The organism is Rhizobium sp. TH2 (assembly GCF_024707525.1).
GTDB lineage: Bacteria > Pseudomonadota > Alphaproteobacteria > Rhizobiales > Rhizobiaceae > Rhizobium_E.
In genome coordinates, this window is record NZ_CP062231.1 from 673,151 (window position 1) to 699,643 (window position 26,493).

General features: G+C 61.8%; 25 protein-coding genes and 1 pseudogene. 16 read left to right on the forward strand and 10 right to left on the reverse strand.

The window, feature by feature from the left end; translation table 11 throughout:
• The first annotated feature begins 22 nt into the window (after positions 1–22).
• The gene (locus tag IHQ71_RS03420; RefSeq protein ID WP_258160528.1) at positions 23–289 is read left to right on the forward strand and encodes a porin; all 267 of its coding nucleotides are present in this window, start codon (positions 23–25) and stop codon (positions 287–289) included.
• Positions 290–512: 223 nt separating this feature from the next.
• On the forward strand, positions 513–839 hold the full coding sequence (locus tag IHQ71_RS03425; protein WP_258160529.1) for a hypothetical protein: 327 nt from the start codon (positions 513–515) through the stop codon (positions 837–839).
• A 39-nt stretch (positions 840–878) separates the two neighbouring features.
• Here the strand turns inward: IHQ71_RS03425 and IHQ71_RS03430 are convergent, their stop codons facing one another.
• The 4 genes from IHQ71_RS03430 to IHQ71_RS03445 all read right to left on the reverse strand — a co-directional run bounded on the left by IHQ71_RS03430 (position 879) and on the right by IHQ71_RS03445 (position 6,547).
• Positions 879–1,244: a hypothetical protein gene (locus IHQ71_RS03430; RefSeq protein ID WP_258160530.1), complete on the reverse strand. Its 366-nt coding sequence runs from the start codon at positions 1,242–1,244 to the stop codon at positions 879–881.
• Between the two features lie 70 nt (positions 1,245–1,314).
• Entirely contained in the window at positions 1,315–2,685 is a 1,371-nt protein-coding gene (locus IHQ71_RS03435; RefSeq protein WP_258160534.1) for a bifunctional diguanylate cyclase/phosphodiesterase, read from the reverse strand.
• 124 nt (positions 2,686–2,809) lie between these two features.
• On the reverse strand, positions 2,810–4,501 hold the full coding sequence (locus tag IHQ71_RS03440; RefSeq protein ID WP_258160540.1) for a response regulator: 1,692 nt from the start codon (positions 4,499–4,501) through the stop codon (positions 2,810–2,812).
• Between the two features lie 273 nt (positions 4,502–4,774).
• A complete protein-coding gene (locus tag IHQ71_RS03445) occupies positions 4,775–6,547 on the reverse strand; it encodes a monovalent cation:proton antiporter-2 (CPA2) family protein (protein ID WP_258160541.1) in 1,773 nt (590 codons plus the stop codon).
• A 140-nt stretch (positions 6,548–6,687) separates the two neighbouring features.
• Here IHQ71_RS03445 and IHQ71_RS03450 point away from each other — a divergent pair, with 140 nt between their 5' ends.
• Both IHQ71_RS03450 and IHQ71_RS03455 read left to right on the forward strand, forming a co-directional pair.
• Positions 6,688–8,034 (forward strand): TldD/PmbA family protein, encoded by a 1,347-nt coding sequence (locus IHQ71_RS03450; protein ID WP_258160546.1) that lies wholly within the window; start codon positions 6,688–6,690, stop codon positions 8,032–8,034.
• Positions 8,031–8,840: a 3'(2'),5'-bisphosphate nucleotidase CysQ gene (locus IHQ71_RS03455; RefSeq protein WP_258160548.1), complete on the forward strand. Its 810-nt coding sequence runs from the start codon at positions 8,031–8,033 to the stop codon at positions 8,838–8,840. Before IHQ71_RS03450 ends, IHQ71_RS03455 begins: the two co-directional genes overlap by 4 nt.
• Positions 8,841–8,905: 65 nt before the next feature.
• On the opposite strand, the gene IHQ71_RS03460 is transcribed toward IHQ71_RS03455, so the two are convergent.
• Positions 8,906–9,493 (reverse strand): TetR/AcrR family transcriptional regulator, encoded by a 588-nt coding sequence (locus tag IHQ71_RS03460; protein WP_258160551.1) that lies wholly within the window; start codon positions 9,491–9,493, stop codon positions 8,906–8,908.
• A gap of 99 nt (positions 9,494–9,592) precedes the next feature.
• On the opposite strand from IHQ71_RS03460, the pseudogene IHQ71_RS03465 reads away from it, so the two are divergent.
• From IHQ71_RS03465 to lpxK, 9 genes and pseudogenes are all read left to right on the forward strand, one after another.
• Positions 9,593–10,410: pseudogene (locus tag IHQ71_RS03465) on the forward strand (oxidoreductase).
• A 32-nt stretch (positions 10,411–10,442) separates the two neighbouring features.
• Complete coding sequence (locus IHQ71_RS03470; protein WP_258160555.1) at positions 10,443–10,772, forward strand: hypothetical protein; 330 nt, start codon at positions 10,443–10,445, stop codon at positions 10,770–10,772.
• Between the two features lie 63 nt (positions 10,773–10,835).
• Positions 10,836–11,111 carry a hypothetical protein gene (locus IHQ71_RS31865; RefSeq protein ID WP_308737904.1) on the forward strand — a complete coding sequence of 92 codons (276 nt, stop codon included), beginning with the start codon at positions 10,836–10,838 and terminating at the stop codon, positions 11,109–11,111.
• A gap of 12 nt (positions 11,112–11,123) precedes the next feature.
• Entirely contained in the window at positions 11,124–11,291 is a 168-nt protein-coding gene (locus IHQ71_RS31870) for a DUF2147 domain-containing protein (RefSeq protein WP_308737956.1), read from the forward strand.
• An 87-nt stretch (positions 11,292–11,378) separates the two neighbouring features.
• Positions 11,379–12,380, forward strand: a complete 1,002-nt coding sequence (locus IHQ71_RS03480; RefSeq protein WP_258160559.1) for an NADP-dependent oxidoreductase — start codon at positions 11,379–11,381, stop codon at positions 12,378–12,380.
• A gap of 182 nt (positions 12,381–12,562) precedes the next feature.
• Positions 12,563–12,805: a DUF4170 domain-containing protein gene (locus tag IHQ71_RS03485; RefSeq protein ID WP_258160562.1), complete on the forward strand. Its 243-nt coding sequence runs from the start codon at positions 12,563–12,565 to the stop codon at positions 12,803–12,805.
• 29 nt (positions 12,806–12,834) lie between these two features.
• Positions 12,835–14,160: a lipid IV(A) 3-deoxy-D-manno-octulosonic acid transferase gene (gene waaA / locus IHQ71_RS03490; RefSeq protein WP_258160569.1), complete on the forward strand. Its 1,326-nt coding sequence runs from the start codon at positions 12,835–12,837 to the stop codon at positions 14,158–14,160.
• Between the two features lie 11 nt (positions 14,161–14,171).
• A complete protein-coding gene (locus tag IHQ71_RS03495) occupies positions 14,172–14,891 on the forward strand; it encodes an HAD family hydrolase (RefSeq protein WP_258160573.1) in 720 nt (239 codons plus the stop codon).
• A gap of 87 nt (positions 14,892–14,978) precedes the next feature.
• On the forward strand, positions 14,979–16,013 hold the full coding sequence (gene lpxK / locus IHQ71_RS03500) for a tetraacyldisaccharide 4'-kinase (protein WP_258160583.1): 1,035 nt from the start codon (positions 14,979–14,981) through the stop codon (positions 16,011–16,013).
• Here lpxK and IHQ71_RS03505 read toward each other — a convergent pair.
• Positions 16,010–16,609: a TetR/AcrR family transcriptional regulator gene (locus IHQ71_RS03505; protein WP_258160584.1), complete on the reverse strand. Its 600-nt coding sequence runs from the start codon at positions 16,607–16,609 to the stop codon at positions 16,010–16,012. The two genes, lpxK and IHQ71_RS03505, sit on opposite strands and share 4 nt — an antisense overlap.
• 75 nt (positions 16,610–16,684) lie before the next feature.
• Between IHQ71_RS03505 and IHQ71_RS03510 the strand changes: the two genes are divergently transcribed.
• Both IHQ71_RS03510 and IHQ71_RS03515 read left to right on the forward strand, forming a co-directional pair.
• Positions 16,685–17,134 carry a VOC family protein gene (locus IHQ71_RS03510; RefSeq protein ID WP_258160585.1) on the forward strand — a complete coding sequence of 150 codons (450 nt, stop codon included), beginning with the start codon at positions 16,685–16,687 and terminating at the stop codon, positions 17,132–17,134.
• Positions 17,131–17,508 (forward strand): nuclear transport factor 2 family protein, encoded by a 378-nt coding sequence (locus IHQ71_RS03515; protein WP_258160586.1) that lies wholly within the window; start codon positions 17,131–17,133, stop codon positions 17,506–17,508. Before IHQ71_RS03510 ends, IHQ71_RS03515 begins: the two co-directional genes overlap by 4 nt.
• A gap of 13 nt (positions 17,509–17,521) precedes the next feature.
• Here IHQ71_RS03515 and IHQ71_RS03520 read toward each other — a convergent pair whose 3' ends face one another.
• The 3 genes from IHQ71_RS03520 to IHQ71_RS03530 form a co-directional block, all read right to left on the reverse strand.
• Positions 17,522–17,749: a DUF2093 domain-containing protein gene (locus IHQ71_RS03520; protein WP_258160587.1), complete on the reverse strand. Its 228-nt coding sequence runs from the start codon at positions 17,747–17,749 to the stop codon at positions 17,522–17,524.
• A 58-nt stretch (positions 17,750–17,807) separates the two neighbouring features.
• Positions 17,808–19,616, reverse strand: a complete 1,809-nt coding sequence (gene mutL / locus IHQ71_RS03525; RefSeq protein ID WP_258160588.1) for a DNA mismatch repair endonuclease MutL — start codon at positions 19,614–19,616, stop codon at positions 17,808–17,810.
• Positions 19,617–19,724: 108 nt separating this feature from the next.
• Positions 19,725–20,882 carry a hypothetical protein gene (locus IHQ71_RS03530; RefSeq protein WP_258160589.1) on the reverse strand — a complete coding sequence of 386 codons (1,158 nt, stop codon included), beginning with the start codon at positions 20,880–20,882 and terminating at the stop codon, positions 19,725–19,727.
• A 256-nt stretch (positions 20,883–21,138) separates the two neighbouring features.
• Between IHQ71_RS03530 and IHQ71_RS03535 the strand changes: the two genes are divergently transcribed.
• Positions 21,139–22,590, forward strand: a complete 1,452-nt coding sequence (locus tag IHQ71_RS03535; protein ID WP_258160590.1) for an arylsulfatase — start codon at positions 21,139–21,141, stop codon at positions 22,588–22,590.
• A gap of 211 nt (positions 22,591–22,801) precedes the next feature.
• Here IHQ71_RS03535 and IHQ71_RS03540 read toward each other — a convergent pair whose 3' ends face one another.
• Positions 22,802–26,299 (reverse strand): PAS domain-containing hybrid sensor histidine kinase/response regulator, encoded by a 3,498-nt coding sequence (locus tag IHQ71_RS03540; RefSeq protein WP_258160591.1) that lies wholly within the window; start codon positions 26,297–26,299, stop codon positions 22,802–22,804.
• Between the last annotated feature and the right edge of the window lie 194 nt (positions 26,300–26,493).

Below are 26,493 nucleotides of genomic sequence, written 5' to 3' on the forward strand. Positions count from 1 at the left end.
AGGTCCGGTTCCGGAGACAGTCATGTATTTCAGAAAATTCGTTCTTGGCGCTGCAGCTGCTTTCGCGGTGATATCTGCCGCTCATGCCGAGGATGCCGTGGTTCCCAACGAGTTTGAACAGCAGCAGGCGATGGGTGTCTGTGACGCTTACGGAACGGGTTTTGCCAAGCTGCCGGGGACCAATACCTGCGTCAAGGTCAGCGGACAGGTCAGGTATGAGAAGCATTTTTCGGGTTCGGATAGCAGCGGCGGCCGGACGACCCTGAATTTCGAGACGCGCAGCGACTGATCGCGGCGAAACGACACCTCCAATCAGCGCATTCTTCATGTCGTTCGGCCGGCTCGATGCTGGCTGAGGCGGACCCGCCCAATTTTCCGAGGCTTGGCTGATCTCGCCCCCAATACGCCCGAAAATACCTTCGATTCCTGCAATTATGACAGTCACCACGGGCTTGATTGTGACAGTGACATGACATTCATTGCGGAAATTATTAAAAAACGGAGGATCGCTTGTGAGCGACAAGACCAAGAAAATCTACGAAGCATTGCTGGAAGGCGCCGAAAGCGGCCTGACCGACAAGGCGCTCTACAAGCACGTCGTGGATGAATGTCCGAAGGCGACAAGCAAGAAGATCGTCAAGGCCTCGCTGCTTGCGCTCAGCGACGATGAACTGAAGGACGCGCAGATCCTCAAGGTCATCTATGATCTCGCGATCAAGCACAGGCTCGACCCGGGCTCCGCCGAGGATGTCGAGGAACCGGTGACCACAAAGATGCCCAAGCTCAAGAAGGGCCGTGCTTCGAAGAAGCAGGAAGAGGCGGTCGAAACGGCCGTCTGAGCGGAAACACCCGAGTTGAAGTTTCGGCGAGTCGAGCGATCATTCGCCGAACTTGCTGCTCCATTTGCCGGCGACGACGCGGCCAACCTCGGTGTCGCCGGATTTGATCAGCACCTTGCCACCCTTACCCTCATGCGCCACAACGCACCAGGCGGCCATGCCGATATCGATCTGTCGCTGGCGGTTGAGGCGCATCCATTGGCGCCATTCGGTGGTGACGACGAGGTCGTTTCTGTCCTGCCGGATTTCGCCGATCGTGTTCTGGTTCTTGCTGACCGCAAGCAAGATCTGCTCGCGGCGGCAGGTGGCATCCTCGGCGGTATGGGCCATGCGGTTGCTGAGTATGTAAAACGTCACTACCCAGAAGATAGCGACGACTGCTCCGATCACGATGAATGCGCGCAATGGTGTAATGTCCCCGATTACACCACTATTTGGGTGCGCGTATCACTTCCTGCAAGTGTCATGAGGAGGATCAGGCGTCTTCGGACTGGGACGCCTCGACTGCTTCATAGTCGAGATATTTCTCGCTGAGATAGGCGAGCGTCTTTTCCGTATCCACCGGCCGGCCGTAGAAATAGCCCTGGCCCATGCCGCAGCCCAACGCCTTGAGCTTAAGCGCTTCGGCGAAATCCTCGATGCCTTCGGCGACGACTTCGAGGTTGAGGCCCTCGCACATGGTGATGATCGCCTTGACGATGTGCTCGGAAGCGCTGTCGGTGGTGATGCGCGAGACGAAGGCGCGGTCGATCTTGACCTTGTCGAAGGTGAAGTCGCGCAGCCGCGACAGGCTCGACTGGCCGGTGCCGAAATCATCGAGCGAAATGCGGATGCCGCTGGCGCGGAGTTCCGAGATGATCCTGTGGGCGGTATCCGGATCGGTCATCATCGCGGTTTCGGTGATTTCGAGTTCCAGCCGCGAAATATCCAATCCCGTGCGGTTGATGATCGAGACGATATTCGGCGTCGTCGAGGGATCGATCAACTGCGCGGAGGACAGGTTGAAGGAGAGGAAGAGTTCCTTCGGCCAGGACAGGGCTGCTTCGGCAGCCTTGCGCAGCAGTGTTTCCGACAGCGCATCGATAAAGCCGCGCTCTTCAGCCAGCGGCACGAAAGTGCTGGGCGAGACGAAGCCGAGATCCTTGTCGATCCACCGCGCCAGCGCCTCGAAACCGACCACCTGGTCATTCGCGAGATTGACGATCGGCTGGAAATGGACGTCCACCTCATTGGCGATGATGGCGTTGCGCAACGCCTGTTCGAGCTGGGTGGCGCGCTTCATCTGCTCGGCGATCTCGGTCGAATAGACGGTGATCTGGCCGCGTCCGCGGCGCTTGGAGCGGTAGAGCGCGGTCTCGGCGCTCTTGATCAGGTCCTCATAGGTCTCGCCGGCGAAGGGATGGATGGCAAAGCCGAACGAGGCCGAAAGCCGCACATTGCGGTCGCCGAGATCATAGGGCGCCGAGAGCACTTCCTTCAGCATCATGCCGATCTTCTCGGCGCTGCGGCGCTCGAAGATCAGCGGCAGCAGGAAGGCGAATTCGTCGCCCTCGTAGCGGATCACGGTCGCGCCATCCGGAATGCAGGCCTTCAGCCGGTGCGCGACCTGGCAGAGGATCTGGTCGCCGGCAGAGGGGCCGAAGAGATCGTTGATCGGTTTGAACCCATCGAGATTGGCGATGCCGACGGTGAAGGGCGCGGGATCGGCCGAGCGTTCGGCGATCAACTGGCGCAGCTTGTCCTTGAGGCGATAACGATTGCCGAGACCGGTCAAGGGATCGGTATAGGCCATCGCCTGAAGCTCGTTCTGGCTTGCCGGCAACGTCCCCGGAATTGAGCCGGTCATGTCCGATCGTCCTGATTGCATTGAAATCCCCGATTTCGACACTGATGCGAAACCGTTAAGAATTGACTTTCGAAACCTGCGAATTTCCGCAGGGCCCTTGGATGCGATGCGAGTGATCCGATCATCATGCCGCGGGCCTGCTGCGGGCGGCGGCGATCGCGGGATCGGGGATGCGATGCTCGCGGATGATGATATCCAGCGCATCCGGGCTGAGGGGCTTGGCGATGCAATCGACCAGGCCGGCCGCCGCGCATTTTTCGCGGTTCCCCTCGTTGTCGGCGGGCATCAGGCCGATAACCGGCAACCCGGCATTCGACCGCCGCAGGGCGCCTGCCAGTTCGTCGATGTCCATGTCGGGGAGCGTCAGATCGGCAAGCACCAGACGGGGCCGCGCGATTGCCGCTGCCGCGATGGCCTCGCGGCCCGAGGCGACAGTGGTGAAGCGGAACTCGAGGCTTTCGAGGATCTGTTCCAGCGCCATGCGGTTGACCGGGTTATCCTCCACCGCGAGCACATCCAGCCGGTCGTCCGGTTCGACCTTGCCGCGCGGGGCGGAAACGACCGGCGGGTGGGTTGCCGTTGAGGCAGCGCCCGTGGGTGCGCGCCGTGGATTTTTCTGTTCGCGTGCTTCGAGGCTGCGGAGGATTTCGGCCAATGCCGTGGAGTCTTCCGATCCCGGCGCGATCATCCTGAAATCGAAGCCGGCATTGGCGACGATGTTGAAGGCCGATGGCGAAAAGTCGCCGTCGATCAGCACGAAGTCGATCGCCAAGCCCGCCGCATTGGCGGCGGGGACGAAGGAGGCGAATTCCTGCTCGTCACGGATCAGGCAGAGTTCCACGTCGTGGGCCGCCAGGCCCAGTGTCAGGCCGTGGCCGGTATAGTGGGTGCCGATGAGGTAGAGAACCTTGCGGGAGCCAGCCGGATGTCTGGTTTCTTCAAGGATGGGTGGGGCGGCCGGTGTTGCGGCGGAGGCAGCAGGGACGGCTCGGGGCACCGGGCGGCCTTCTGGCGCCTTCTCAGCCGCGCTATGCCCGACGGACTGCGCGAGGCTCATCGAGATGAAGTGATTGCCGGGGCGGCCGACACGCCTTGCATGCCGTTCGATGGTGACGGCGCTGCCGTCGCTGCGCTTGACAGTGACCTGATCGGTCTGGGCGTGGCCGCTCGAAAGCAGTTGCCAGTCCGCCTGCTCCATCCGGCCTGCGAGTTCCGCGTCGACGATATCCCAGCTATTGCGGCCCAGAATGCTATCGGCGGGAAGCTGGGCGAGCTCCGCGAATTTCTGGTTGACGGCGACGAAATGGAGATTGCGGTCCTTGACCGCGACGGGGACGGGCAGAGTATCGAGAATTTCCTCGGTGAGCTTGACGCGCTCCTGCTCCGCGCGCAGCAGGTTTTCCTTCTTCTTCTGCTCCGAAACATCCTGCATCACGACGAAGCCGAGGCCCGAGGAAAAACGGCGGCTGACGATACGGACCCAGCGATCCGGGCCGGCCTGCTCGATCGTATCGACGCGTTCCTTCCAGGCGATGGCGGTGCGTTCGGCGATCCATTCGTCGCGCGTCCTGCCGCCCTGCTTGCCGGATTGGCCGAAACGGCAGCCGGCATCGAACAGCGAGCCGTAGAGGTCGCGCGCACGGCTGCCGGGCTCGATCGCGGTCTGCCGGATGGGATAGAAATGCAGCAGCCGGATGCTGGCGAAGGTCACCTGGTCGAGCTTGTCGGTGACAAAGATCGCCGCTCCCAAAGCCTCGCAAAAGACTTCAAGCAGATTGCACTGCATGATGGCGTCGAAAGACGCGGCATCGTTCATCTCGGGCTCCGCCCAGCGGTATCAGGGAAATGTCATGCTGGCGGCACACTGAAGCGGGAGAGCGGCGGCGCCCGGACGGCCAGCATTTTGCCCGGGTCCGCGAGGGGGCCCCGAGCCCGTTCCCCGCCGTCATTTCAGTGGACCGCAGATTGCCACGGGACTGATTAATTCTGATTTAAATTTCGCGCAATTCTCGGAAAAATAAGTACTATTTTTATCGAAATGCAAAAACATGCGGCCTGCTAGAACCTGCCATTTGTCAAGGGCGACGGCCTATTCGGCCGCTTCCTTGCGCGGCTTGATCAACGGCTCGGGCTGCATCGGCTGGCTGTAAATCAGTTCGCGGCCGGCACCGATGCCCTCCACGGCCTGGAGTTGCAGCCTTGTCTCGTCGCGCTTGCGGATGTCGTCGGAGATCGCCAGCGAATCCTGCTCGTCCATACCCAGGCCTTCAAGCGTCTTGCGGCCGAACAAGAGCGCGGATTCGATGGTTTCGCGGATCTCGAATTCCACGCCCCTCTGCCGGAGCGCCAGGGTGTGGACGCGGTCGTAGGACCGCGCGTAGATCCGGGCATCGGGATAAGACGACTGCAACAGGTCGACAATCTGGTCGGTGATCTCGCGCTTGTTGGTGCAGACGGCGATGATCTTGGCCTTCTCGATGCCGGCCGAGACCAGCACATCCTTGCGGGTGCCATCGCCAAAATAGATGCGGAAACCGAAGCGCGAGGCCTGGCGGATACGGTCGGCGGAATGATCGATGACGGTGACCGAACGGCCGCCCGCGAGCAGGATCTGCGCCGCGACCTGCCCGAAGCGCGAAAAGCCGATCATGAAGACCTCAGCGCCTTCGGCACCCTCGAAATCCTCGTCGAGTTCCTCTTTCGCCTCTTCGCGGATCAGGAGCTTCGGCAACATCGAGACGACCGGCGTCAGCGCCATGGTCAGGGTTACGATCGCCACCAGTAGCGACGCCGTGGAGGCGGAAAAGACACCGGTGGCAGCGGCTGTCGTGAACAGCACGAACCCGAACTCGCCGCCCTGGCCAAGCAGAAAGGCCTGCTGGAGGGAATCGCTCTTGGTCGAGCCTGCAACACGGCAAAGGAGATAGATGATGCCGCTCTTCAACGCCATGATGATGGGCACGGCGATGAGGATCGTCAGCCAGTTCCCGGTCACGACTTCGAGTTGAAGCGACAGGCCGACCGCCATGAAGAACAGGCCGAGCAGGATGCCGCGGAAGGGTTCTATATCGGCTTCGAGCTCGTGGCGATAGGAGGATTCGGCCAGCATCAGGCCGGCAAGAAAGGCGCCCATCGCCATGGAGAAACCGGCCACCTCCATGACGGCCGCAGCACCCAGCACGACGAAGAGAGCGGCGGCGATCATTGCCTCGCGTGCGCCGGTGCGGCCGATGATCTGGAACAGCGGCGTCAGGAGATAGCGGCCGACCAGCAGCAGGCCGACAACCGAGCCGACCGAAATGCCGACGCCCTGCCAGCTGAAGCTGGTCGCCCGCTCGGCACCGGGCGCGAGAAAGGCGGTCAGCGCCAGAAGCGGTACGATGGCGAGATCCTGGAACAGCAGGATCGAGAAGGCGCGTTGGCCGTACGCCGTGTTCATGTCGGCTCGATCTTCGAGGATCTGCATCGCGAATGCGGTCGAGGAAAGTGCGAGTCCAAAGCCTGCGACAATGGATCCCTGCCAGGTGAGCAGACCCGAATAATAGGCGAGCGCGGAGAGCAAGGCGCCGGTTAGCACGACCTGCGCGCTGCCGAGGCCGAAAATATCCCGACGCATCTGCCAGAGACGCGATGGCTTGAGTTCGAGGCCGATGATGAACAGCAGGAACACCACCCCGAGTTCAGCGACCGACAGGATTTTCTCGCCACCCGCGATCAGCCGGCCGATCGGACCGATGACGATGCCCGCCGCGAGATAGCCGAGAACCGTGCCGAGCCCGAGGCGCTTGAACAGCGGGGCTGCTATGACGGCGCCGCCCAAAAGCAGGAGTGCTTCGTTGAAAAGCGCGTGGGTTGAAGACATGCAGTGTTCCGGCTCTTAAATTCGGGGATCGGGCGTCAAATCAATAACTAATGCCTTCCAATTAACAATGAAAGGCACGAGTGCGACCCTTGATGATTTTGCAAGCGCACAATAAATGAGAGGCAACAGAAAGGCCTGTCATGCAACAGCCCATTGATTCCCAAAATCTTCTCACCCGCGCCGAAGAACTCGTCGATCTCGCAAAAAAGGCCGGTGCCACCGATGCCGATGCGGTGATCGTGCGATCCCGGTCGCGATCGGTTTCCGTCCGGCTCGGCAAGGTCGAGGGCGTCGATGCCTCCGAAAGCGACGATTTCTCGCTGAGGGTCTTCATCGGCAGCCGCGTGGCAAGCGTGTCGGCCAATCCGGGCTTTGATGCCCAGACGCTGGTCGAGCGCGCGGTGGCGATGGCCAAGGCTTCGCCCGAGGATCCATTCGCCTGCCTCGCCGATGATGCGGACCTCTCCAAGGACCATCCCGATCTCGGCATGCTCGATCTGACCGAAGTGAGTTCCGCCGAGCTTACCGATGCGGCGCTGGAAGCCGAGGCGGCAGCGCTTGCCGTGCCCGGCGTCACCAATTCCGCGGGCTCCGGTGCCTCCACCTCGATGGGCGGGCTTGTGCTGGTCACCTCGCGCGGGTTTTCTGGTTCCTACATGGCGACGCGCTTCGGTCGTGGCGTCTCGGTGATCGCCGGCGAGGGCACCACCATGGAGCGCGATTACGAGGGCGACTCCCGCGTGCGCTATGCCGATCTCGATGCTGCCGCCGAACTCGGACGCAAGGCCGCCGAGCGCGCGGTCAAGAAGCTCAATCCGCGTAAGGCCGATACCGGCACAGGCCTCACCGTAATCTACGATCCGCGCGTGGCGCGCGGGCTGGTGTCGCATATTGCGTCGGCCATCAATGGTGCCGCGATCGTGCGCAAGACATCTTTCCTGATGGACATGATGGGCAAGCAGATCCTCCGTAAGGGACTGACCGTCACCGACGACCCGAAAATATTCCGGGGCAGCGCCTCGCGGCCCTTCGATGGCGAGGGTGTCTCGGGCGAAAAGCTGCTGATGGTCGAGGATGGCGTGCTGCAGACCTGGTTCCTGGCGACCTCGCAGGCCCGCGAACTGGGCCTCAAGACCAATGGCCGTGGCGTGCGCGGCGGCACGAGCGTGTCACCGTCTTCCAGCAACATGGCGCTGGAGCCGGGCGACATCTCACCTGAGGACATGATCAAGTCGGTGAAATCCGGCTTCTACGTGATGGAGATGATCGGCCATGGCGCCAATCTCGTCACCGGCGAATATTCGCGCGGGGCGGCCGGCTTCTGGATCGAGAACGGCGAACTCACCTATCCGGTCTCCGAAGTCACGATCGCCGGCAACATGAAGGACATGTTCCTGTCGATGACCCCGGCCAACGACATCGACCGCACCTATTCGACCGCGTCCCCGACCGTGATGATCGAGAACATGACGCTAGCCGGCCGATGATTGACGCACAGCCAAACGCGACTGGCCAAACCGATCTCGACCTCCTCGTCGAGGCTTCGATCGCGGCTGGCCGCGAGGCGCTGAAGTTCTTCCGCAATGATGTGAAGATCTGGTGGAAGAACGAGGGTTCATCGCCCGTGACCGCCGCCGACCATGCGGCCAACGACATCCTGCACGCCATGCTGCGCGGCGCGCGGCCTAGTTACGGCTGGCTCTCGGAGGAAACCGATGACGACGCGGTGCGGCTGGGGCAGGCGCGCGTCTTCATTGTCGATCCGATCGATGGCACGCGCGCCTTCATGAACGGGCTCGACACATGGTGCGTCAGCGCGGCGGTGACCGAGAACGGCAAGCCGGTCGCCGGTGTGCTCTACGCGCCGTCGCTCGATGAGCTCTATGTTGCGGATGCGGACGGCCGGGTCGAGAAGAACGGCGTGGCGCTGAACATCCCTCCGATGTCAGGACCGGTGCGGGTGAGTGCCGCCGACGACATGATCAAGCGCTTCACGCAGCCCTTCGGCAATATCGAACGCATCTCGAAGATTCCTTCGCTGGCTTATCGATTGGCCATGGTCGCCGATGGCAGGCTCGATGCAACGATCGTCAAGCCCAACGCGCATGACTGGGACCTCGCGGCCGCAGACCTGATCCTCACCAATGCCGGCGGCGGCGTGTGCGACATGCATGGCGAGCCGCTGGTTTATAATTCCCCGACGGCGCGGCATGGGATATTGTTTGCAGCACGCAGGGATTTGCTCGGGCCTATGCTGGCGAGGGTCCAACCGGCACCTCCGGAGATTCCTTGAATTCGCGCCCGTTATTCAGCCATGATCGGAGCCGGAGCGGCAGGGTGCGGTGAGTCTGCCGGAACCTACGCGGCTGCATCATCCTGACGCGGCTCCGCAAGCCGCAGCGCCGCATCCGCGCCTACTGTCAACATGCGAGCCGATAGTTCTCGCCCTTCCATAATGCGGGCAAGCTGAAGCGTGCCGATGAGGGTGGCACACATCGCCATCGCGGTATCCTCGGGTTTGCCGGTTTGCGGCGGCAGGGCTGATGCCAGCTGGCGGACGAGGGTCAGGAAACGTTCGGTATAGACTTGACGCGCCTCGGCTGGCTGACGCGCGAGCTCCGGTAGAAGCGCTGCGAACGAGCACCCATGTGCCGGGTCGTCGCGATGCTCAGCCGACAGGTAGGTTCCCACCGCCGCCGCCAACCCGCCAGCGGCAATGGCTTCTGCCACCTGCTTCGATAGATCCTCAAGCGCCGCCGCAACGGTTTCCCGCACCAGCTCCGCCTTGGAATCGAAGTGGGCATAGAAGGCACCATTCGTCAGCCCCGCGTCACTCATGACACTGGCCAAACCAGACGCGGCGATACCGTCGCAGCGAAAACGTTCGCTTGCGACCTTCATGATTTGGCGACGCGATGCGTCCTTCCGGCCTTTTTCGTAGCGCATGATTCGTTTTAGGGCTTTTCAGATTAGATTACGAGTGTTATATAATATTACGATCATAATTTAAAGAATGAAATCATCGGATCGCGATTGGAGAATTGAATGAGTGGAAATTCGCTACGGACCGCTATTGTGACGGGCGCCTCTTCGGGCATCGGCCGCGCCAGCGCCGAGGCGCTGGTGCAAGCGGGTTTCAGAGTCTTCGGGACAAGCCGCCGGCCGAGCAGTGGCGGTCCGGACGGCGTTTCGATGCTGATCTGCGATGTCACCGATGAAGCCGCGGTCAATTCCCTTGTCGAAACCGTGCTGTCGAAGACCGGCCGGATCGACATTCTCGTCAACAATGCCGGCCTCGGCCTCATTGGCGGGGCTGAAGAATCCTCGGCGAGGCAGGCGCAGGTCATGTTCGACGTCAACGTGTTTGGCGTTATCCGGATGGCGACGCAGTGCTTCCGCACATGCGAAAGCAGCGAAGCGGCCGGATCATCAACATCAGTTCCGTCCTGGGGTTTATTCCCGCTCCCTTCTCGGCGCTCTACGCATCCACGAAGCACGCGCTCGAGGGCTACACGGAATCCCTGGACCACGAACTGCGCGTGCACGCCATCCGTGCCATCCTCGTCGAACCAGCCTATACCAGGACGGCTTTCGACCAGAATGCCGTGTCGCCGGACCGACCGATGCCCGCCTATGAAGCGGCACGCCAGAATGCGGCCACCGTTATCCAGGAGGCGATGAGGACAGCGGACGATCCTCAGGCGGTGGCGGACATCATTGTAAAGGCAGCCACCGCAGCCGTGGCAAAAAAGCGCTACACGGTTGGCAAGCTGGCCTCTCAGCTGAGCCTGTTGAGGCGCTTTGTCCCGGCCTTTGCTTTCGACAAGAGCCTGCGCAAGCAGTTGGGTCTCGATCGAGTGTGATGAACATGCGCGTGGCCATAGGGAAAATTCATATGAAAGCAACAGCTCTCTGCGCGATGGCATTGCTTGCCGCCGGCTGTGCCAGGCAGCCCGGCCAGATCGCGGCAAGTCCGGTCGCGACGGATCGCTATCTGCAAATGTCCTGCGCCGAACTTCTCGCAAAAAGAGACAGCACGAAAATCACGCAGGCGCGGTTGGAGGACGCCCAGCATAATGCAGCCGAGCACGACAAGGCCGCCATGAGCGTCATCCACGTTCCCGTTGCTTCGATGGCCGGCCAGGACAGGGAAGACGAGGTTGCGCGCGGCAGGGGCGAACTCGTGGCGATCGACGCGACAATCAAGTCCAAGGGCTGCGAGTGACACATTCACCGCCGTCCGGATCAAACCCAAACAAGCAACAATCAAACTCCTGGAGATAAGACAATGCTGACTTTCAAACATGCCGGCGTGCTTGCGATCACCCTGGCCGCTACATTCATGTCTTCCGCCGCGCGGGCGGACAATGCTTCGCCGGTCGGCGTGTGGAAGAACATCGACGATGTCAGTGGCAAGCCGCGAGCGTTGATCCGCATCACTGAGTCGAACGGAATCCTGCGGGGTACGGTGGTAAAGGTATTTCCCGGCCCCGACGAAGACCAGAATCCGAAATGTGGTGAATGCGAGGGCGCGCGCAAGAACGCGCCGATCGTCGGCCTGTAAATTCTGTCCGGGCTGAAAAAGGATGGCGACGAATATACCGGCGGCGAAATTCTCGACCCTGAAAACGGCGAGGTCTACAGCAGCAATTTGCATCTGATCGACGGTGGCAGGAAACTCAGCGTGCGCGGCTATATCGGCGTATCGCTGCTGGGCCGTTCGCAGACCTGGATACGTCAGTAACAGGATACCGCACCAACGGAAAAGCGGTGGTGCGCTTCATGCAATCAACAGGATCGGAAAGAAAAATACCATGCACGAGAATCTGACATGAAAGCCTTCTTCATCGATCGCTACGGCAAGAAGAGCGGCGCACGGATCGGCGAGAGACCCGACCCGGCGCTCAGGGACAATGACGTGCTGGTCCAGGTCCACGCCGCCGGCGTAAACGTGCTGGATTCCAAGATCAGGGATGGCGAGTTCAAGCTCATCCTGCCTTATCGCCTGCCGCTCGTTCTCGGCAACGACGTGGCTGGCATTGTCCTGCGGGTCGGCCCCAAAGTGACGCGGTTCAAGCCCGGTGACGAGGTCTATGCGCGGCCGGACAAGGATCGTATCGGCACTTTCGCGGAACTGATCGCCATGAATGAGACCGATGTGGCGATCAAGCCGAAAGACCTCAGCATGGAAGAAGCGGCTTCGATCCCGCTCGTTGGCTTGACGGCATGGCAGGCGCTGATCGAAAAAGCCGACCTGAAGAAGGGACAGAAAGTCCTGATCCATGCGGGCTCCGGCGGCGTCGGAACGTTTGCGATCCAACTGGCGAAGCATATCGGCGCAACCGTCGCGACGACGACGAGTACCTCCAATGTCGATCTGGTCAAAAGTCTCGGCGCCGATGTCGTCATCGATTACAAAACACAAGATTTCGAGAAAATCCTCAGTGGCTACGACGTTGTCCTCAACAGCCTCGGCAAGGTTACGCTCGAAAAATCCCTTCGTGTGCTGAAACCCGGCGGCAAGATGATCTCGATCTCCGGCCGGCCCGACCCTGATTTTGCGAAGGAGTTGGGGGCGAGCTGGTTCCTGCGAACAGTCATGCGCCTTCTGAGCCACGGAATCAGAAAAAAGGCAAAACGCCATGGTGTGAGCTATTCATTTCTGTTCATGCGCGCGCAGGGCGACCAATTGCACGAGATCACCGCGTTGATCGATTCGGGTGCCATACGGCCGGTCGTGGATCGGATCTTTCCATTCGCTTCGACCGGGGAAGCACTGACGTATGTCGACGCAGGGCGTGCAAAAGGCAAGGTGGTCGTCAAGATGAGATGACCGACTTGGCATCTTACTCTCGACGCCGCAACTGGAGCCCGCCCGGACGTTACTCACAGGCGATTGCCGTGAGCCGCGACCACACGACCCTTGAGCCATTGACGTTTCCGGGATATTGCCGCAATCCAGTGGTCAGATTTGACCAAATGGAAAAAGCAAGAAGAACACCAAGGCGGACCCCCATGAGCGGATCAGACAAGCCCAAGCAGCTCCTTCATCTCGTTTTCGGCGGTGAACTGGAAAAGCTGACCGGCAGCGAATTCAAGAATCTCGACGAGCTCGACATCGTCGGTATTTTCCCCGATTACGCCTCGGCACATGTCGCCTGGAAGGCAAAGGCGCAGCAGACCGTCGACAACGCCCATATGCGCTATTTCATCGTGCATATGCACAAGCTGCTCGATCCGACCTTGGGCGCGAAATAGATGTTCGTCCGGCCAGAGGCACTCGCCCGATGAAGAGCCTGCGCGCCCGTGCGGCGCTTGCGGCCTATCGTGGGCTGGGTGTCGCCGCCTATCCCGCGATTAGTGCCTTCGTGCTGCTGCGCAGCGCGCGCGGCAAGGAGGAACGAGCGCGGAAATCCGAGCGCTATGGCTATTCCAGCGCGGCCCGGCCCGAAGGCCCGCTGATCTGGGTGCATGCGGCGAGCGTCGGCGAGACCAATGCCATGGTGCCGCTGATCAAGGAAATCTCTCGCCGGGGCATCACGGTGCTCCTGACCACCGGCACCGTGACATCGGCGACAATCGCCCGATCGCGGCTTGAGAACGACGTGATCCACCAATATGTGCCGCTCGACCTCAAACCCGTCGTGCGGCGGTTCCTCGAATACTGGCAGCCGGACCTGGCGCTGTTTGCCGAATCCGAAATCTGGCCGGCGACGATCATGGAGTTGGGCAAGCGGCACATTCCGCAGATCCTGGTCAATGCCAGGCTGTCGGACAGGTCCTTCCGCCGTTGGTCGTCCTTTCCCCGCATCGCGTCGGCACTGTTCGAGAACATGTCGCTGGTCATCGCGCAATCCGAACTCGACGCCGCCCGCTTCCAGGAACTCGGCGCGTTGCCGGTGCTGATATCGGGCAACATGAAAGCCGACAGCGACATGCCGGCCGCCGACCCGCTGACTTTGGCGCGAACCAAATCGCAGATCGGCAACCGCGGCACATGGGCGGCGATCTCGACCTTCGACGGCGAGGAGAAGGCGGCCGCCCAGGTGCACAAGGCGCTCAAATCGCGGCTCGATCTCGTCACCATCATCGTGCCGCGCCATCCCGAACGTTGCGACGAAATCGAGGAAATGCTGTCCGCCGAGGGCATGATTGTCGCGCGCCGCAGCCGCAATGACGCTGTCATGGCGGACACTGATATCTATCTCGGTGATACGATCGGCGAGATGAGCCTCTACCTGCAACTCACCGAGATCGCCTTTGTCGGCCGGTCGCTCACCGCGTCGGGCGGCCAGAACCCGCTCGAGCCCGCCATGATGGGCTGTGCGGTGCTGTCGGGCGGACAGGTGGGCAATTTCCGCGAAAGCTACCAGACGCTGGCGCGCAACGGTTCGGCCCGCATGGTGCGCGACACCGAGATGCTCGCCAAGGGCGTCTACTATCTGATCACCAACGAAACCGCCCGCCACGCGATGATCGATGCAGGTTTGCAGACCGTGCATCAGATGCGGGGGGCGCTGACCGCGACGCTGCGCGGGCTCGAACCCTATGTCAATCCGCTCACCATGAAGGCCCGGCTGATGCCCCGCAACGGCGCGCTGACCGGCAAATAGAAAGCAATCCCGTGAAGATCTCCGGCATTCTCTTCGACAAGGACGGCACGCTGCTCGACTACGACAAGAGCTGGGCGCCGGTGAACCGCCGCTGCGCGCTCTACGCGGCCGATGGAGACATGGAATTGGGCGATCACCTGCTGCGCACCTGCGGCATGGATCCGGAAACCGGCGAGACTGTTGCCGATAGCCTGTTTGCCGCCGCTGCCCCAAGCGAGATCGCCGCCGGCATGATCGCGGCCGGCTCGAAGCACGAGGCAGTCGAACTGACCCGGCATCTCGATCGCTTCTTCCTTGAAGGTGCATCCACCTCCGTGCCGGTCGCCAACCTTCAAGCGCTTTTCCTCAAACTGAAGGAGCGCGGGTTGAAGCTCGGCATTGCCTCGTCGGACAACGAGGCCTCGATCCGTTCGATGGCGGAATACCAGCACATACTGCCGTTACTCGACTATATTGCCGGCTATGACAGCGGCCATGGCGTCAAGCCCAATCCCGGCATGATCGAGGGCTTTGCCCGCGAATGCGGCATAAAGGCCAGCGAGATCGCCATGGTCGGCGACAATACCCATGACTTGCATATGGCGCGGAATGCCCGGGCGGGTCTCGCGATCGGCGTGCTGACCGGTACCGGCACGCCCGCGTCGCTTTCGCCCTTCGCCGATCATGTCCTGGGCAGTATAGAGGAACTCGGCGCGCTGCTCGATAGTATTTCCGCGCCCGAACCCGTCTGATTCAACCCTTGCATTATCCGGGGTTTTAGCGTTTCTTCGCCGCAATTCTGGTTTTACGGGGCCGGCCACCGATGCGCCGGCGATGAAATGGTATCTGAAGCGCCACCCTTCTGGTGGAAAAAAGGCGATCCAAGGGCCTGGCTGCTTGCACCGGCCTCGTTGATCTATGGCTATTTCGCCAGCCGGCGCCTCAGGAAGGCCAAGCGGCTGGAAATCGAAGTGCCCGTCATCTGCGTCGGCAACTTCACCGTCGGCGGCGCCGGCAAGACCCCCACCGTCATCACGCTCGCCAAGGCCGCCAAGGCGCGGGGCTTGAACCCGGGCGTGCTGAGCCGCGGCTATGGCGGCAGCATGGACCGCACGACCGTTGTCGATCCCGATCATCACCGTGCCCGCGATGTCGGCGACGAACCGCTGCTGATCGCCCGCGAGGCGCTGACCGTGATTTCCCGCAAGCGGGTAGACGGCGCGCGCACGCTGATCAAGGAAGGCGCCGATATCATCATCATGGATGACGGTTTCCAGAGCGCCGTGCTGCATTTCGACTATGCGCTGATGGTGGTCGATACGATCCGGGGCATCGGCAACGGCTTCCTCGTGCCGGCCGGCCCGGTGCGGGCGCCGACCACGCTGCAACTGAAATATGCGACGGCGCTTTTGAAGCTCGGCCGCGGCAACGCCGCCGATCCCTTCATCCGCATCGCGGCCCGATCGGGCAAGCCGGTTTTCGAGGGCAAGGTCGATCCCGTCGGCGACCGGGATATCATCGCGGGGCAGAACGTGCTCGCCTTCGCCGGCATCGCCGATCCAAACAAGTTCTTTTCAACAGTCGAGGGTCTCGGCGCCAACATCGTGGTGCGCCGCCCCTTCGGTGATCACCAGCACCTGCTCGACGACGAGATCGGCGACCTGCTGACAACGGCGGAGAAGCAGGAACTCGTAATCGTCACCACCGCCAAGGATGCCGTGCGCCTGCGCGGCCACCATGGTCGGGCCGAGGAACTGGCGGCCAAGCTCACCGTGATCGACGTGGAAATGGCCTTCGACTCGCCGAACACGGCGCGGCTGATCATCAACGAGGCGATTGCCAGCTTCAGGAAGCGACGGCTGTTGAGGCCTTAGGCTTCCAGCCTGCGCCAGACACTATCGACCACATCGCGCCCGAAGTCGGGTGTCAGCGGCAGGTGACCGACCAGCAGCCGGTAGAAGACCGGCGCATAGAGCATGTCGAGGATGATCTCGATATCGGTATCCAGTGTGATTTCCCCGTTCTTTTCAGCCGCCGCCAAGATTGCGCGGCCTTCCTCGCGCTGCTCGAGCATGACGCGGGTGCGGAAGGCCTTGGCCATTTCGCTGTCGGGATCGGCGGCCGCCATGGTCAGCGCGATCTGCCGGCCGCGGGTGGACGCGAAGATATTGAGCAGGTTTTCCATCTGCTGCTGGAGGCGTTGCCGGGACGCGCCCTTCGGCTCGGCGGGCTTCGCCGAAGGCTGCCCGACCATCAGGGCTGCCATGGCGAGTTCCTGGGCATTCTTCCAATAGCGGTAGATCGTCGGCTTTCCCACGCGGGCGCGCTCGGCAACCGCCTCGATCGTCAGGCGACCGAGGCCATCGGCAACCAGCATGTCCTGGGCGGCGCGCAATATCGCATCGCGGGCGGCCTGGCTGCGCGGGCGTCCGCGCTTGGCGGCAGTATTCTCATCGGGCTCTTGACTCATTATGAAACGTACCGTAACGTAAATAAAATAACCGGTCAAGGTGATCCTATGTCCAGTCCAGGAAAAGTCCACGCCATGTGTGCCTATCTCACGCTCAGAAATGCCTCCGAGGCGATCGATTTCTATCGCCGGGCCTTTGGCGCGGAAGAGCTGTTCCGTCTTGTCGATCCGGGCGACGGCCGGATCGGCCATGCCGAAATGTCGATCGGCGGGCAGCGGTTCTTCGTCAGCGACGAATATCCCGATTTCGGCGCCATCGGTCCGGACAGGCTGGGCGGCACGACGGTCAAATTTCACCTCGATGTCGATGACGTCGATGCGTTTGCCGCACACGCCGTTTCCTGCGGCGCGGTGATGCTGAGGACGCCGAAGGATGAGTTCCACGGCTACCGCACCTGCCTGCTTTCCGATCCATTCGGCTATGGCTGGTTCATCGCCAGCAAGGTCGAGGAGGTGAGCGCGGTCGATATGCAGCGGCGCTGGACGGAGATGATGGGCGGTGCCGGGCAGGAGGCAACGGCATGACACAAGCCGATCTCGACGAATTCACCGCAATTGAAAATGCCTTCAACGACGCGATGGTGTCCAACGATGTCACCCGTATCGCCGATTGCATTTCCGACGACTGGGTGCTGGTGACGCCTGAAGTGGGACCCGTCAGCCGCGAGGGCATGCTGGCGGCGATCTCATCGGGCACGCTCAGCCATGACATGATGGTCAAGCAACTTGCACGGGTGAAGGTCTATGGCGACATGGCCGTCGTCACTGGACGCGGCCAGAATACCGGAATGTTCAAGGGTGAGCCGATCAAGGCCGATGAATGGATCACGGATGTCTATCGCAAGCTGGACGGCGAGTGGCGCTGCGTGCTGACGCATCTGACGCCGGCGCAGAATTGAAGGGAATTCAGGCCTATTGAACCGGCCACGCGCCAGCGCGCTTGTCGCCTTCGAGCGAAGCAGCCGCATCGGCATAGGCTTCCTGTCGGTCGACGCTCCAGTATTTGAGCTCGTCGATCGGGATCTGCTTTCCTGTGACCGCGCAGGTCACATAGCCGCCCGGCAGCAATATCTGGAAATCGCCGTCGAGGTAGCGGATCTTCGCTTCGCGGCTGCCGCTGCCTTCAAACCGGTTCATCATGATGCTTGGATTCCAGACTGTGATCGTTAGCCGGATATATCGCGGCCGGAGAATGCTTTCAACTGCGTCCGAACAGCCTTTCGATATCGGAGAGCTGAAGCTTGATATAGGTCGGGCGGCCGTGGTTGCACTGGCCGGAGCCCGGCGTGGCTTCCATCTGGCGGAGCAGGGCGTTCATTTCCTCGACCCGCAGCCTGCGGCCGGAGCGCACCGAACCATGGCAGGCCATGGTCGCGGCGACATGTTCGAGCCGCGAATGCAGCGTTGCTGACGTATCCCATTCGGCGATCTCGTCGGCGAGTTCCCGGATCAGGCCCTGCGCGTCGACCTTGCCCAGCATCGAGGGTGTCTCGCGGATCATGATCGCGCGGGGGCCGAAGCGCTCGTAGTGCAGGCCGAGCACTTTCAGCTCCTCGGCATGGGCCATCAGCCGGTCGCAATCCTCTTCGGGCAGATCGGCAATCTCGGGGATCAGCAGCGCCTGCGACGGGATCGAGCGGGATGCCAGCGCCTTGCGCATGTCCTCGAAGACGAGGCGCTCATGGGCGGCATGCTGGTCGACAATGACCATGCCGTCCTCGGTCTGGGCGATGATGTAATTCTCATGCACCTGCGCCCGGGCGGCGCCGAGGGGGAAGGAGAAGCCTTCCTCCGCAACCGGCTCCGTTCGCATCGAGGGCTGCGATTCAGCAGAGCGGGCGGCGGGCGCCATCACATCGCCGAAGGCCGCTTGCGTCGCTTCGGCGAAGGCCGGCTGGCGCGGCTGGAAGCTGAACGGGCGCGATGGCGAAGCCGACGGTGTCCAGTCCCGGCGCGGCTCGGGCCGGAAGCCCGGCGTGAAAGCCGCCATCATCGACCGCGCCGCCGTAGTCGAGGACCGGTCGCCTTCCACCGCCAGCGCCTGGCGGATGGCGCCGACGATCAGGCCGCGCACGAGGCCGGGATCACGGAATCGCACATCGGACTTGGCGGGGTGGACATTGGCATCGACAAGTGCCGGATCGAGCGTCAGGTCGAGCACCGCGACCGGGTGGCGGCCACTCGGCACCGTCTCGGCATAGGCACCGCGCAAAGCGGAATTGATCAGCTTGTCGGCGACCGGCCTGCCGTTGACATAGGCAAACTGGTGGGCGGCATTGCCGCGATTGAACACCGGCAGCCCGGCAAAGCCCGTGAGCCGCACGCCCTCGCGCTCGGCATCGATCTCGATCGCGTTCTCCTCGAAATCCTTGCCGATGACCTGGGCGATGCGGGCGAGGCGATCGGTGCCGGTGGCGGCGAATTCCAGCGTCGCGCGGTCGGTGCCCGAGATCACGAAGCGGACATGCGGGAAGGCGATCGCCATGCGCCGGATGATCTCGGTGATCGCGCCGCCCTCGGCCTTCTCGGTCTTGAGGAATTTGAGCCGCGCGGGCGTGGCGAAGAACAGGTCGCGGACCTCGACGATGGTGCCGGTATTGGCGGCCCTCGGGCGGATCGGCGTGGCGCGGCCGCCGGTGACCGCGATCTCCGAACCGTTCTCGGCGTCGCGTATGCGGCTGACGATCGAGAGCTTGGCGACCGAGCCGATCGAGGGCAGCGCCTCGCCCCGAAAGCCCAGCGTGCGGATATCGTCGAGCCCGTTCTCGAGCTTCGAGGTGCAATGCCGCCGCACCGCGAGCTCGAGATCCTCCGGCCGCATGCCGGAACCATTGTCGATCACTCGGATCAGGCTTTTGCCACCACCCGACGTGGCGATCTCGATGCGCGTTGCGCCGGCGTCGATCGCGTTCTCGACCAGTTCCTTCACCGCGCTGGCCGGTCGTTCGATGACCTCGCCAGCGGCGATCTGGTTGATGAGCGTTTCGGGCAGGAGCTTGATGGCCATGGGGGTATTGTCTAGGATTCGGCGGCAAGAGGGAAGGGGCGGGGCATCGAAGCGCCGCTTGGATCGTTGGTGACACCCTGAAGCACTCAAGAGTGCCGGGCCTGCGCCTCAGTCGGTTCGAGCCTTGCCGTAGACCGACTCCGCGAGCACATCCGCCAGCCGACCGCGCCGCGCCAGCTCGCCGATGATAAAATGCTGGTCCCAATCGGGAATTTTCTCGATCGTCACATTCGGCAATCCCTCGAGGGTCTTCGTCTGCATTGCGTCAAATACCGAACCCTCTCCATACAGAAAATGCACCAGAACATCGTTTGCACTGTAGATCGCACGCAGATCCGGCTCGCGCAGGTTTTCCTGTTCCATCAGCTTTGCGACGTTCTGGTAGGACGGCTTGTCAGCAAACATCTGCGATCCGGCTTCCAGTGAGGTCGGCCCGGAAAAGCACAGCACGCCGTCGGCATCGAGCATCGCGCCATAGTTGAGGGCGGCGTAGACACCTGCCGAACTGCCGATGCAGACCAATCTTTCGCTGCCGAGCGCTGCGACGTCGTCTCGAATTTTGGCGACGGTCTGCGCCATGTTACCGATGGATGCCAATCCCCCGAGATAAAACGACTTGCGGGAGTCGCGCAAGTAAATCGCATTGACCGATGGGTCGCTGAGCCACAGCATGAACGCGTTGATTTCGACGCCGAACCTGTTCGCGGCACCGCAAAAAAGGATGACCGTGGTGTTGGCTTTCCGGTCGATGACCTGATAGTCGAGCCAGTATCGGTCCAAATGATCCGTCCTATCGATCTGCGGCCCGAGTTGCAGCATCGAACTGGTCTCGTTTACGCTTTGACTGGTGAAGCGTTCCATGCAAAGGGCGATGTAGGTTCTTGCGACGCTGATGCGCCCAACGCTTATGATGAAATTCAGCGCTGGCTTGGCGATCATGAGCTGAACGTCGAGCTTGAACGACTTGCCAGCTTCGATCTTGCGTATGGCGTTGGTTGCGTGCAGCGCGATCTTTTTGAGACCCGTATTGTCCGAGTACAGATCCTTGATCGTTGCCTTCAGCGCCTCGTAATCAACATCGTCGTCATAAAAGAACGGTATGAGCGCCTCAAGACTCTTCATTTTTTGGCCATAGATTCGTTTGGTGTCGCCCGAACTGGCCGTGGGCTGCTCTTCAGTCATTGCTATTTGATGTTCCTTGCGTTCGATGACTTCGCCGGCGGCGATCTGGTTGATGAGCGTTTCGGGCAAGAGCTTGATGGGCATCCGCCTATTGTTTCGGATTCGGCGGCAAGAGGGAAGGGGTGCGAGATGACACGAGCTACCATAAGTCACTCGCAATCGCTGTACGGATGGCGCATTTGTCCATGTGAGCTCCGGCAGTTCACGACGAGCGTTTGACCGCCATTGGCCCATTGCGGACTCCGGAGACCGCTGCCGCAATGGTCGATGTTACTGTAACGTGCTTGCTCTTTTCGCTTTGAGGTCTACCGTTCCAATCTCCATAAAAAGGGAGGAACCAATGACCAGCGATACGTCTATCCAGACTGCCGGTGTCAGCCGGCGCGCAGTTCTTCTTGGCAGCACCACTCTCGCGGCGACGATTGCTTTATCGCTTAGCCGCCCGGCATCTGCGCAGGCTGCTACGCCACCGCACATCGTCTACATCGTTTCAGACGATCAAGGCTGGAAGGATGTCGGGTTTCATGGCTCCGATATTAAAACGCCGAACATAGATGGTCTCGCAGCAGCCGGTGCGGAGCTGATGCAGTTTTACGCGCAGCCGATGTGCTCTCAGACGCGAGCGGCGATGCTGACGGGCCGGTACCCGCTGCGGACCGGTTTTCAGACGACGGTCATCCCGTCGGGCGGCCTGTATGGGGTGCCGATGGATGAGTACCTATTGCCACAGGCGATGAAGGACGCAGGGTACGAGACTGCACTCGTCGGAAAATGGCACATTGGGCATGCCAAGACCGAGTTCTGGCCTCGTCAGCGAGGATTTGACTATTTCTACGGCGCGATGGTGGGCGAGATTGACCATTTCAAGCATGAAGCTCATGGGGAAGGCGATTGGTATCGCAACAATGATCGCATTGAGGAGGAAGGCTACGACACGACGCTTTTCGGCAATGAAGCAGTCAAGCGGATCGAAGGACACGATGCCAGCAAGCCACTGTACCTCTATCTTGCCTTCACAGCGCCTCATACGCCTTACCAGGCACCTGACGAGGCTCTCGCCAAGTATCCGGAGATCGCCGATACGTCGCGGCGCACTTACGCCGCGATGATCACTGCTATGGACGATCAGATTGGACGCGTGCTCGAAGCCTTGGACAAGAAAGGCATGCGTGAGAACACACTGATAGTTTTTCACAGCGACAACGGCGGAACACGTTCGGCGAAATTCACAGGTGAATCGAAGGTGACCGGTGAGCTTCCGCCCAACAACGGGCCATATCGTGACGGCAAGGGAACATTGTACGAAGGCGGCACACGCGTCGTGGCGCTCGCCAATTGGCCCGGCAAGATCAAGCCGGGAAAAGTCGATGGAATGATCCACGTGGTTGACATGTATCCGACGCTGGTCAGCCTCGCAGGAGGGGCGCTCGACAAGGCCAAGCCGCTGGACGGCCTCGATGTATGGGCGACGATCAGCGAAGGGAAGGTCTCGCCGCGCACGGAAGTCGTTTACAACGTGCAGCCCTGGGCAGCCGCTGTACGCCAAGGCGACTGGAAGCTGGTGTGGCAGACGATGATTCCGGGCAAGTTGGAGCTGTTCAACATTGCGGACGACCCAGCGGAAGCCACAAACCTAACGGAAGCAAATCCCGTCGAAGTGCAGAAACTTCAGAGCCGGATCACGGAACTGGCGGCCGAAGCGGCACCGAATCTGTTCTTGAAAGACGCATTTCGCCTCGTGGTTTCCGAAACGCCATCGACACCCGAGGGCTATTTCGAGGTGTCGGACTGACGCCAAGGCAGGAGATCGGACTCGGCTTGACTAAGGAGTGCCGTTCGCTTGTGTGACGGCCTCACCCGTGTGTCGGTTCCGAAAGAACCAGACGATGAAATACTTTCGACTCCAGGCAGCGATGGATTGTCTGCTTGTGGCGCAAAGAGCTCGATCTAACACACACCTGAGAGATAGGCGGGAACGACTCAAGGCCACCGCAAGCATGGGCCTACTCCGCCGCTTGCCTCACCACCCCCGCGATCCGGCTGAGCGACGCCCGGAGTGCCGCCGGCTTCACCGGCTTGTTCAACTGCGCAATCCCATCGCGATCCGCGAGCGCCCGGACCTCAGGCGTGCGGTCGGCGGTGATCAGGATGCCGGGGAGGGGGCCGAAGGCGAGGCGGAGGCGGGCGATGGCCGTGATGCCGTTGCCGTCGCCGAGATGGTAGTCGGCGATCACCGCGTCCGGGCGCCATTGCCGGGCGATGATATCCTCGCATTCGGCGAGGCTTGCCGCTGTTTCGATCACACAGCCCCAGCCCGAAAGCAGGATCTTCATGCCGTCGAGGATGGCAGGTTCGTTGTCGATGCAGAGCACCCGCAGCCCGTCGAGTTTCTGGCCCGGTCTAGTCATTGTGCTTGCCGGCTCGGTGGAGAGCGGCACCGCGCTGGTCTGGTCGAGCGGCAGGCGCACGCGAAACACGGTGCCCTTGCCCGGCGTCGATTGCAGTTCGACGGGGTGGGATAGAACGCGCGAAATGCGGTCGACAATCGAGAGGCCGAGGCCGAGGCCCGATGCCGTGCGGGCGCCTTCGTCGAGCCGGGCGAATTCCTTGAACACGGTCTTGAACTTCGATGACGGTATGCCGATGCCGGTGTCGTAGACCTGGATCCATGCCTCGTTGCCGCGCCGCCGGACGCCGACCAGAACGCGGCCCTTGATCGTGTATTTGATGGCGTTCGAGACGAGGTTCTGCACCAGCCGGCGCAACAGCGTCGGGTCGGTCTTCACCTTCAGCGATGTTGGCAGCACTTTCAGCGTCAGCCCCTGGGCGCGAGCGAGCGGCTGGTAATCGGTGTCGATGCGCTTCAGGAAATCGTCGAGCGCCACGGTCGAAAGCCGGGGTTTCATGGCGCCGGTGTCGAGGCGGGAAATGTCGAGCACGGCGCCGAGGATCGTCTCGACCGATTCCAGCGCCGAATCGATATTCTGCACGAGATCGCTGTTGGACGACCGGCCGAGGCGCTCGACCAGCGAGGAGGAATAGAGCCGCGCGGCATTGAGCGGCTGGAGGATGTCATGGCCGGCGGCGGCGAAGAAGCGCGTCTTGCCGATATTGGCCTCTTCGGCCGAGGCGCGGGCCTCGGCAAGCTCCGTGTTGACCCGGGTCAGTTCCTGCGTGCGCTCGGCGACGCGCTGTTCCAGCGTCTCGTTGGCCTCTTCCAGCGCCCGGTTGGCCTGCACGCGCTCCGTAATATCGGTGCAGGTGGTGACCATGCCGAGATCGGGCATCGGGTTGGAGCGCAGTTCGACGATCCGGGCGCCGCCATCGAGCACGATGAGGAAGGGCGTGTCGGGGGTGAGGATCTTTTCGATCACATCCTCTTCCTCGCCCATTCCGATATCACCACGGGCCTTGAGGATATCGATGATCGAGGCGAGTTGGAAACCCACCTGTCCGGCCTGTTCGGGCAGGTCGAGCAGGGTGCGGAAGCGGCGGTTCCAGATCGTCAGCCGCTTTTCTGCGTCGAAAACGGCGATGCCCTGGTCCATCTGCGAGAGCGCGGTCTGCAGCATGCCCTGGTTATATTGCAGCGCCTCGCTCGCCTGGTCGAGCAGCATGGCGGTCTCGGTCGTCTGGTCGTCCATACGGCGCATCGAGAGCGAGAGCACGAGACGCGCCGACGACGAACCGATCGCCGAGCCGAGCAGCTGTTCGGCGAAATTCATCAGGTCGGCGTCGGCGAGATCCTTGTCCTTGAGCTTGCGGCCGAGCTCCTCCTCGTAGGATGTAAAGGAACGCAGCATGCGCTCCTCGCCGAGATAGCGGCCGATCGCCAGCTTGAGGTCGCCGATCGTTAGGTTGGTGCGCCAGGTGCGCCGGTGCGGGCGGATGTTAGCATGCGGAATGAAGACATCCGCCTGCTGGCGTTCCAGCCCCTTGGCGTTGCGCGACAGCGAGCCGAGCACGAAGGCCGTGGTGTTGACGAACAGGCTGAGGATGACGGCATTGACGAAGGAATCGCTGCCGGGGCCGAACATGCCGCCGAACGGGAAGAACGCATCGAGGATGGCGGCGGCATCCGCCGATGTGTCGGTGCCGCCGAGGCTCGGCACGAACAGCATCCAGACCCAGACGGCAAAGCCGGTGGTGAGGCCGGCAATGGCGCCACGCGCATTGGCCCGCCGCCAGTAGAGCCCGCCGATCATCGCCGGCGCCATCTGGGCGATGGCCGCGAATGCGATCAGCCCGATCGAGGCGAGCCCGCCCGATGTGCCGGCGGAGCGATAATAGGCATAGCCGAGCAGCAGCACGGCGAAGATAGCGCCGCGACGGATGCCGAGCACCAGCTTGCTGATGTCTTCGAATTCCGGCTTGGCCTCGACCAGGTTGCGACGGAGCAGGACCGGCATGACGATATCGTTGGAGATCATGATCGACAGCGCCACCGAGGCGACGATGACCATGGCCGTGGCAGCCGAGAAGCCGCCGATGAAGGCGATCATCGTCACCCAGGGCATGTCGGCACTGAGAGGCAGCGCCAGCACATAGAGATCGGCATTGCCCGTGCCGTTGAAGTGGATCAGCCCGCCGATCGCGATCGGCAGCACGAAGATGTTGATCAGGACGAGATAGAGCGGGAAGAAGAAGGCCGCGAGCTTGAGTTCGCCGAAGGTGCGGTTCTCGACGACCATGACGTGGAACTGACGCGGCAGCATGATGATGGCGAAGGCCGAGAGAAGGATGACGACGATCCAGCGGCTGATCGGGGTCGAATGGCTGAGTGTCGCCTGGGCGAGCGCGTTCTGCTTTGCCAGTTCCCAGAGATGCGCCGGTCCATCGAAAATTCCGTAGAGCACGGTCAGCCCCACCGTCAGGATCGCGATCAGCTTGACCAGCGACTCGGTGGCGATGGCGAGGATCAGGCCGTCCTGGTGCTCGGTCGCATCGGCATGGCGCGTGCCGAACACGACGGCGAAGAAGGCGAGCGACAGCGACACCAGCAGCGGCAGGTCGATCAATTGATGGCTGTCGAGCCCGATCGCATATTGCGACGTATCGACCAGCGAACCGACGGAACTGGAAATCGCCTTGAGCTGCAGCGCGATGTAAGGCACGGCGCCCGCCAGCGCGATGAAGGCGACGATCATCGCCACGACGGGATTCTTGCCATAGCGGGCGGCGATGAAGTCGGCGATCGAGGTCAGCCGCTCGGCCTTGGCGATCTCGGTGATCCGCCTGAGCAGTGGCAGGCCGACGGTGAAGACCAGCATCGGCCCGATATAGATCGCGGTAAATTCGAAGCCGCGCGAGGCGGCGAGCCCGACGCCGCCGAAATAGGTCCAGGACGTGCAGTAGATGGCGAGGCTGAGCGCATAGACCAGCGGCCGGCCGCCGCTCGCGACCGCGCCGTTCTTCGTCCGTCTGTCGCCGTAGCTCGCCACCCCGAAGAGCAGGACGAGATAGGCGATGGCCGAGCCGAATATCACCCAGCCTGGCAGCATGGCGCCTCCCAACCCCCGAAATCAGGGACACGACAAGATGATAGAGCATCTCTCGGAAGTTTCAAATGCGGCTTTCGTCATGAAATTCCAGCAATTTGAGCGGGATTTTTCGGCTGGATTCTCGCGGCCGCTCTGTTAACCTCCGCCTTATCCGGAGTCTCATCCGGGAACTGGGATATGAGAAGGAAAGCGCC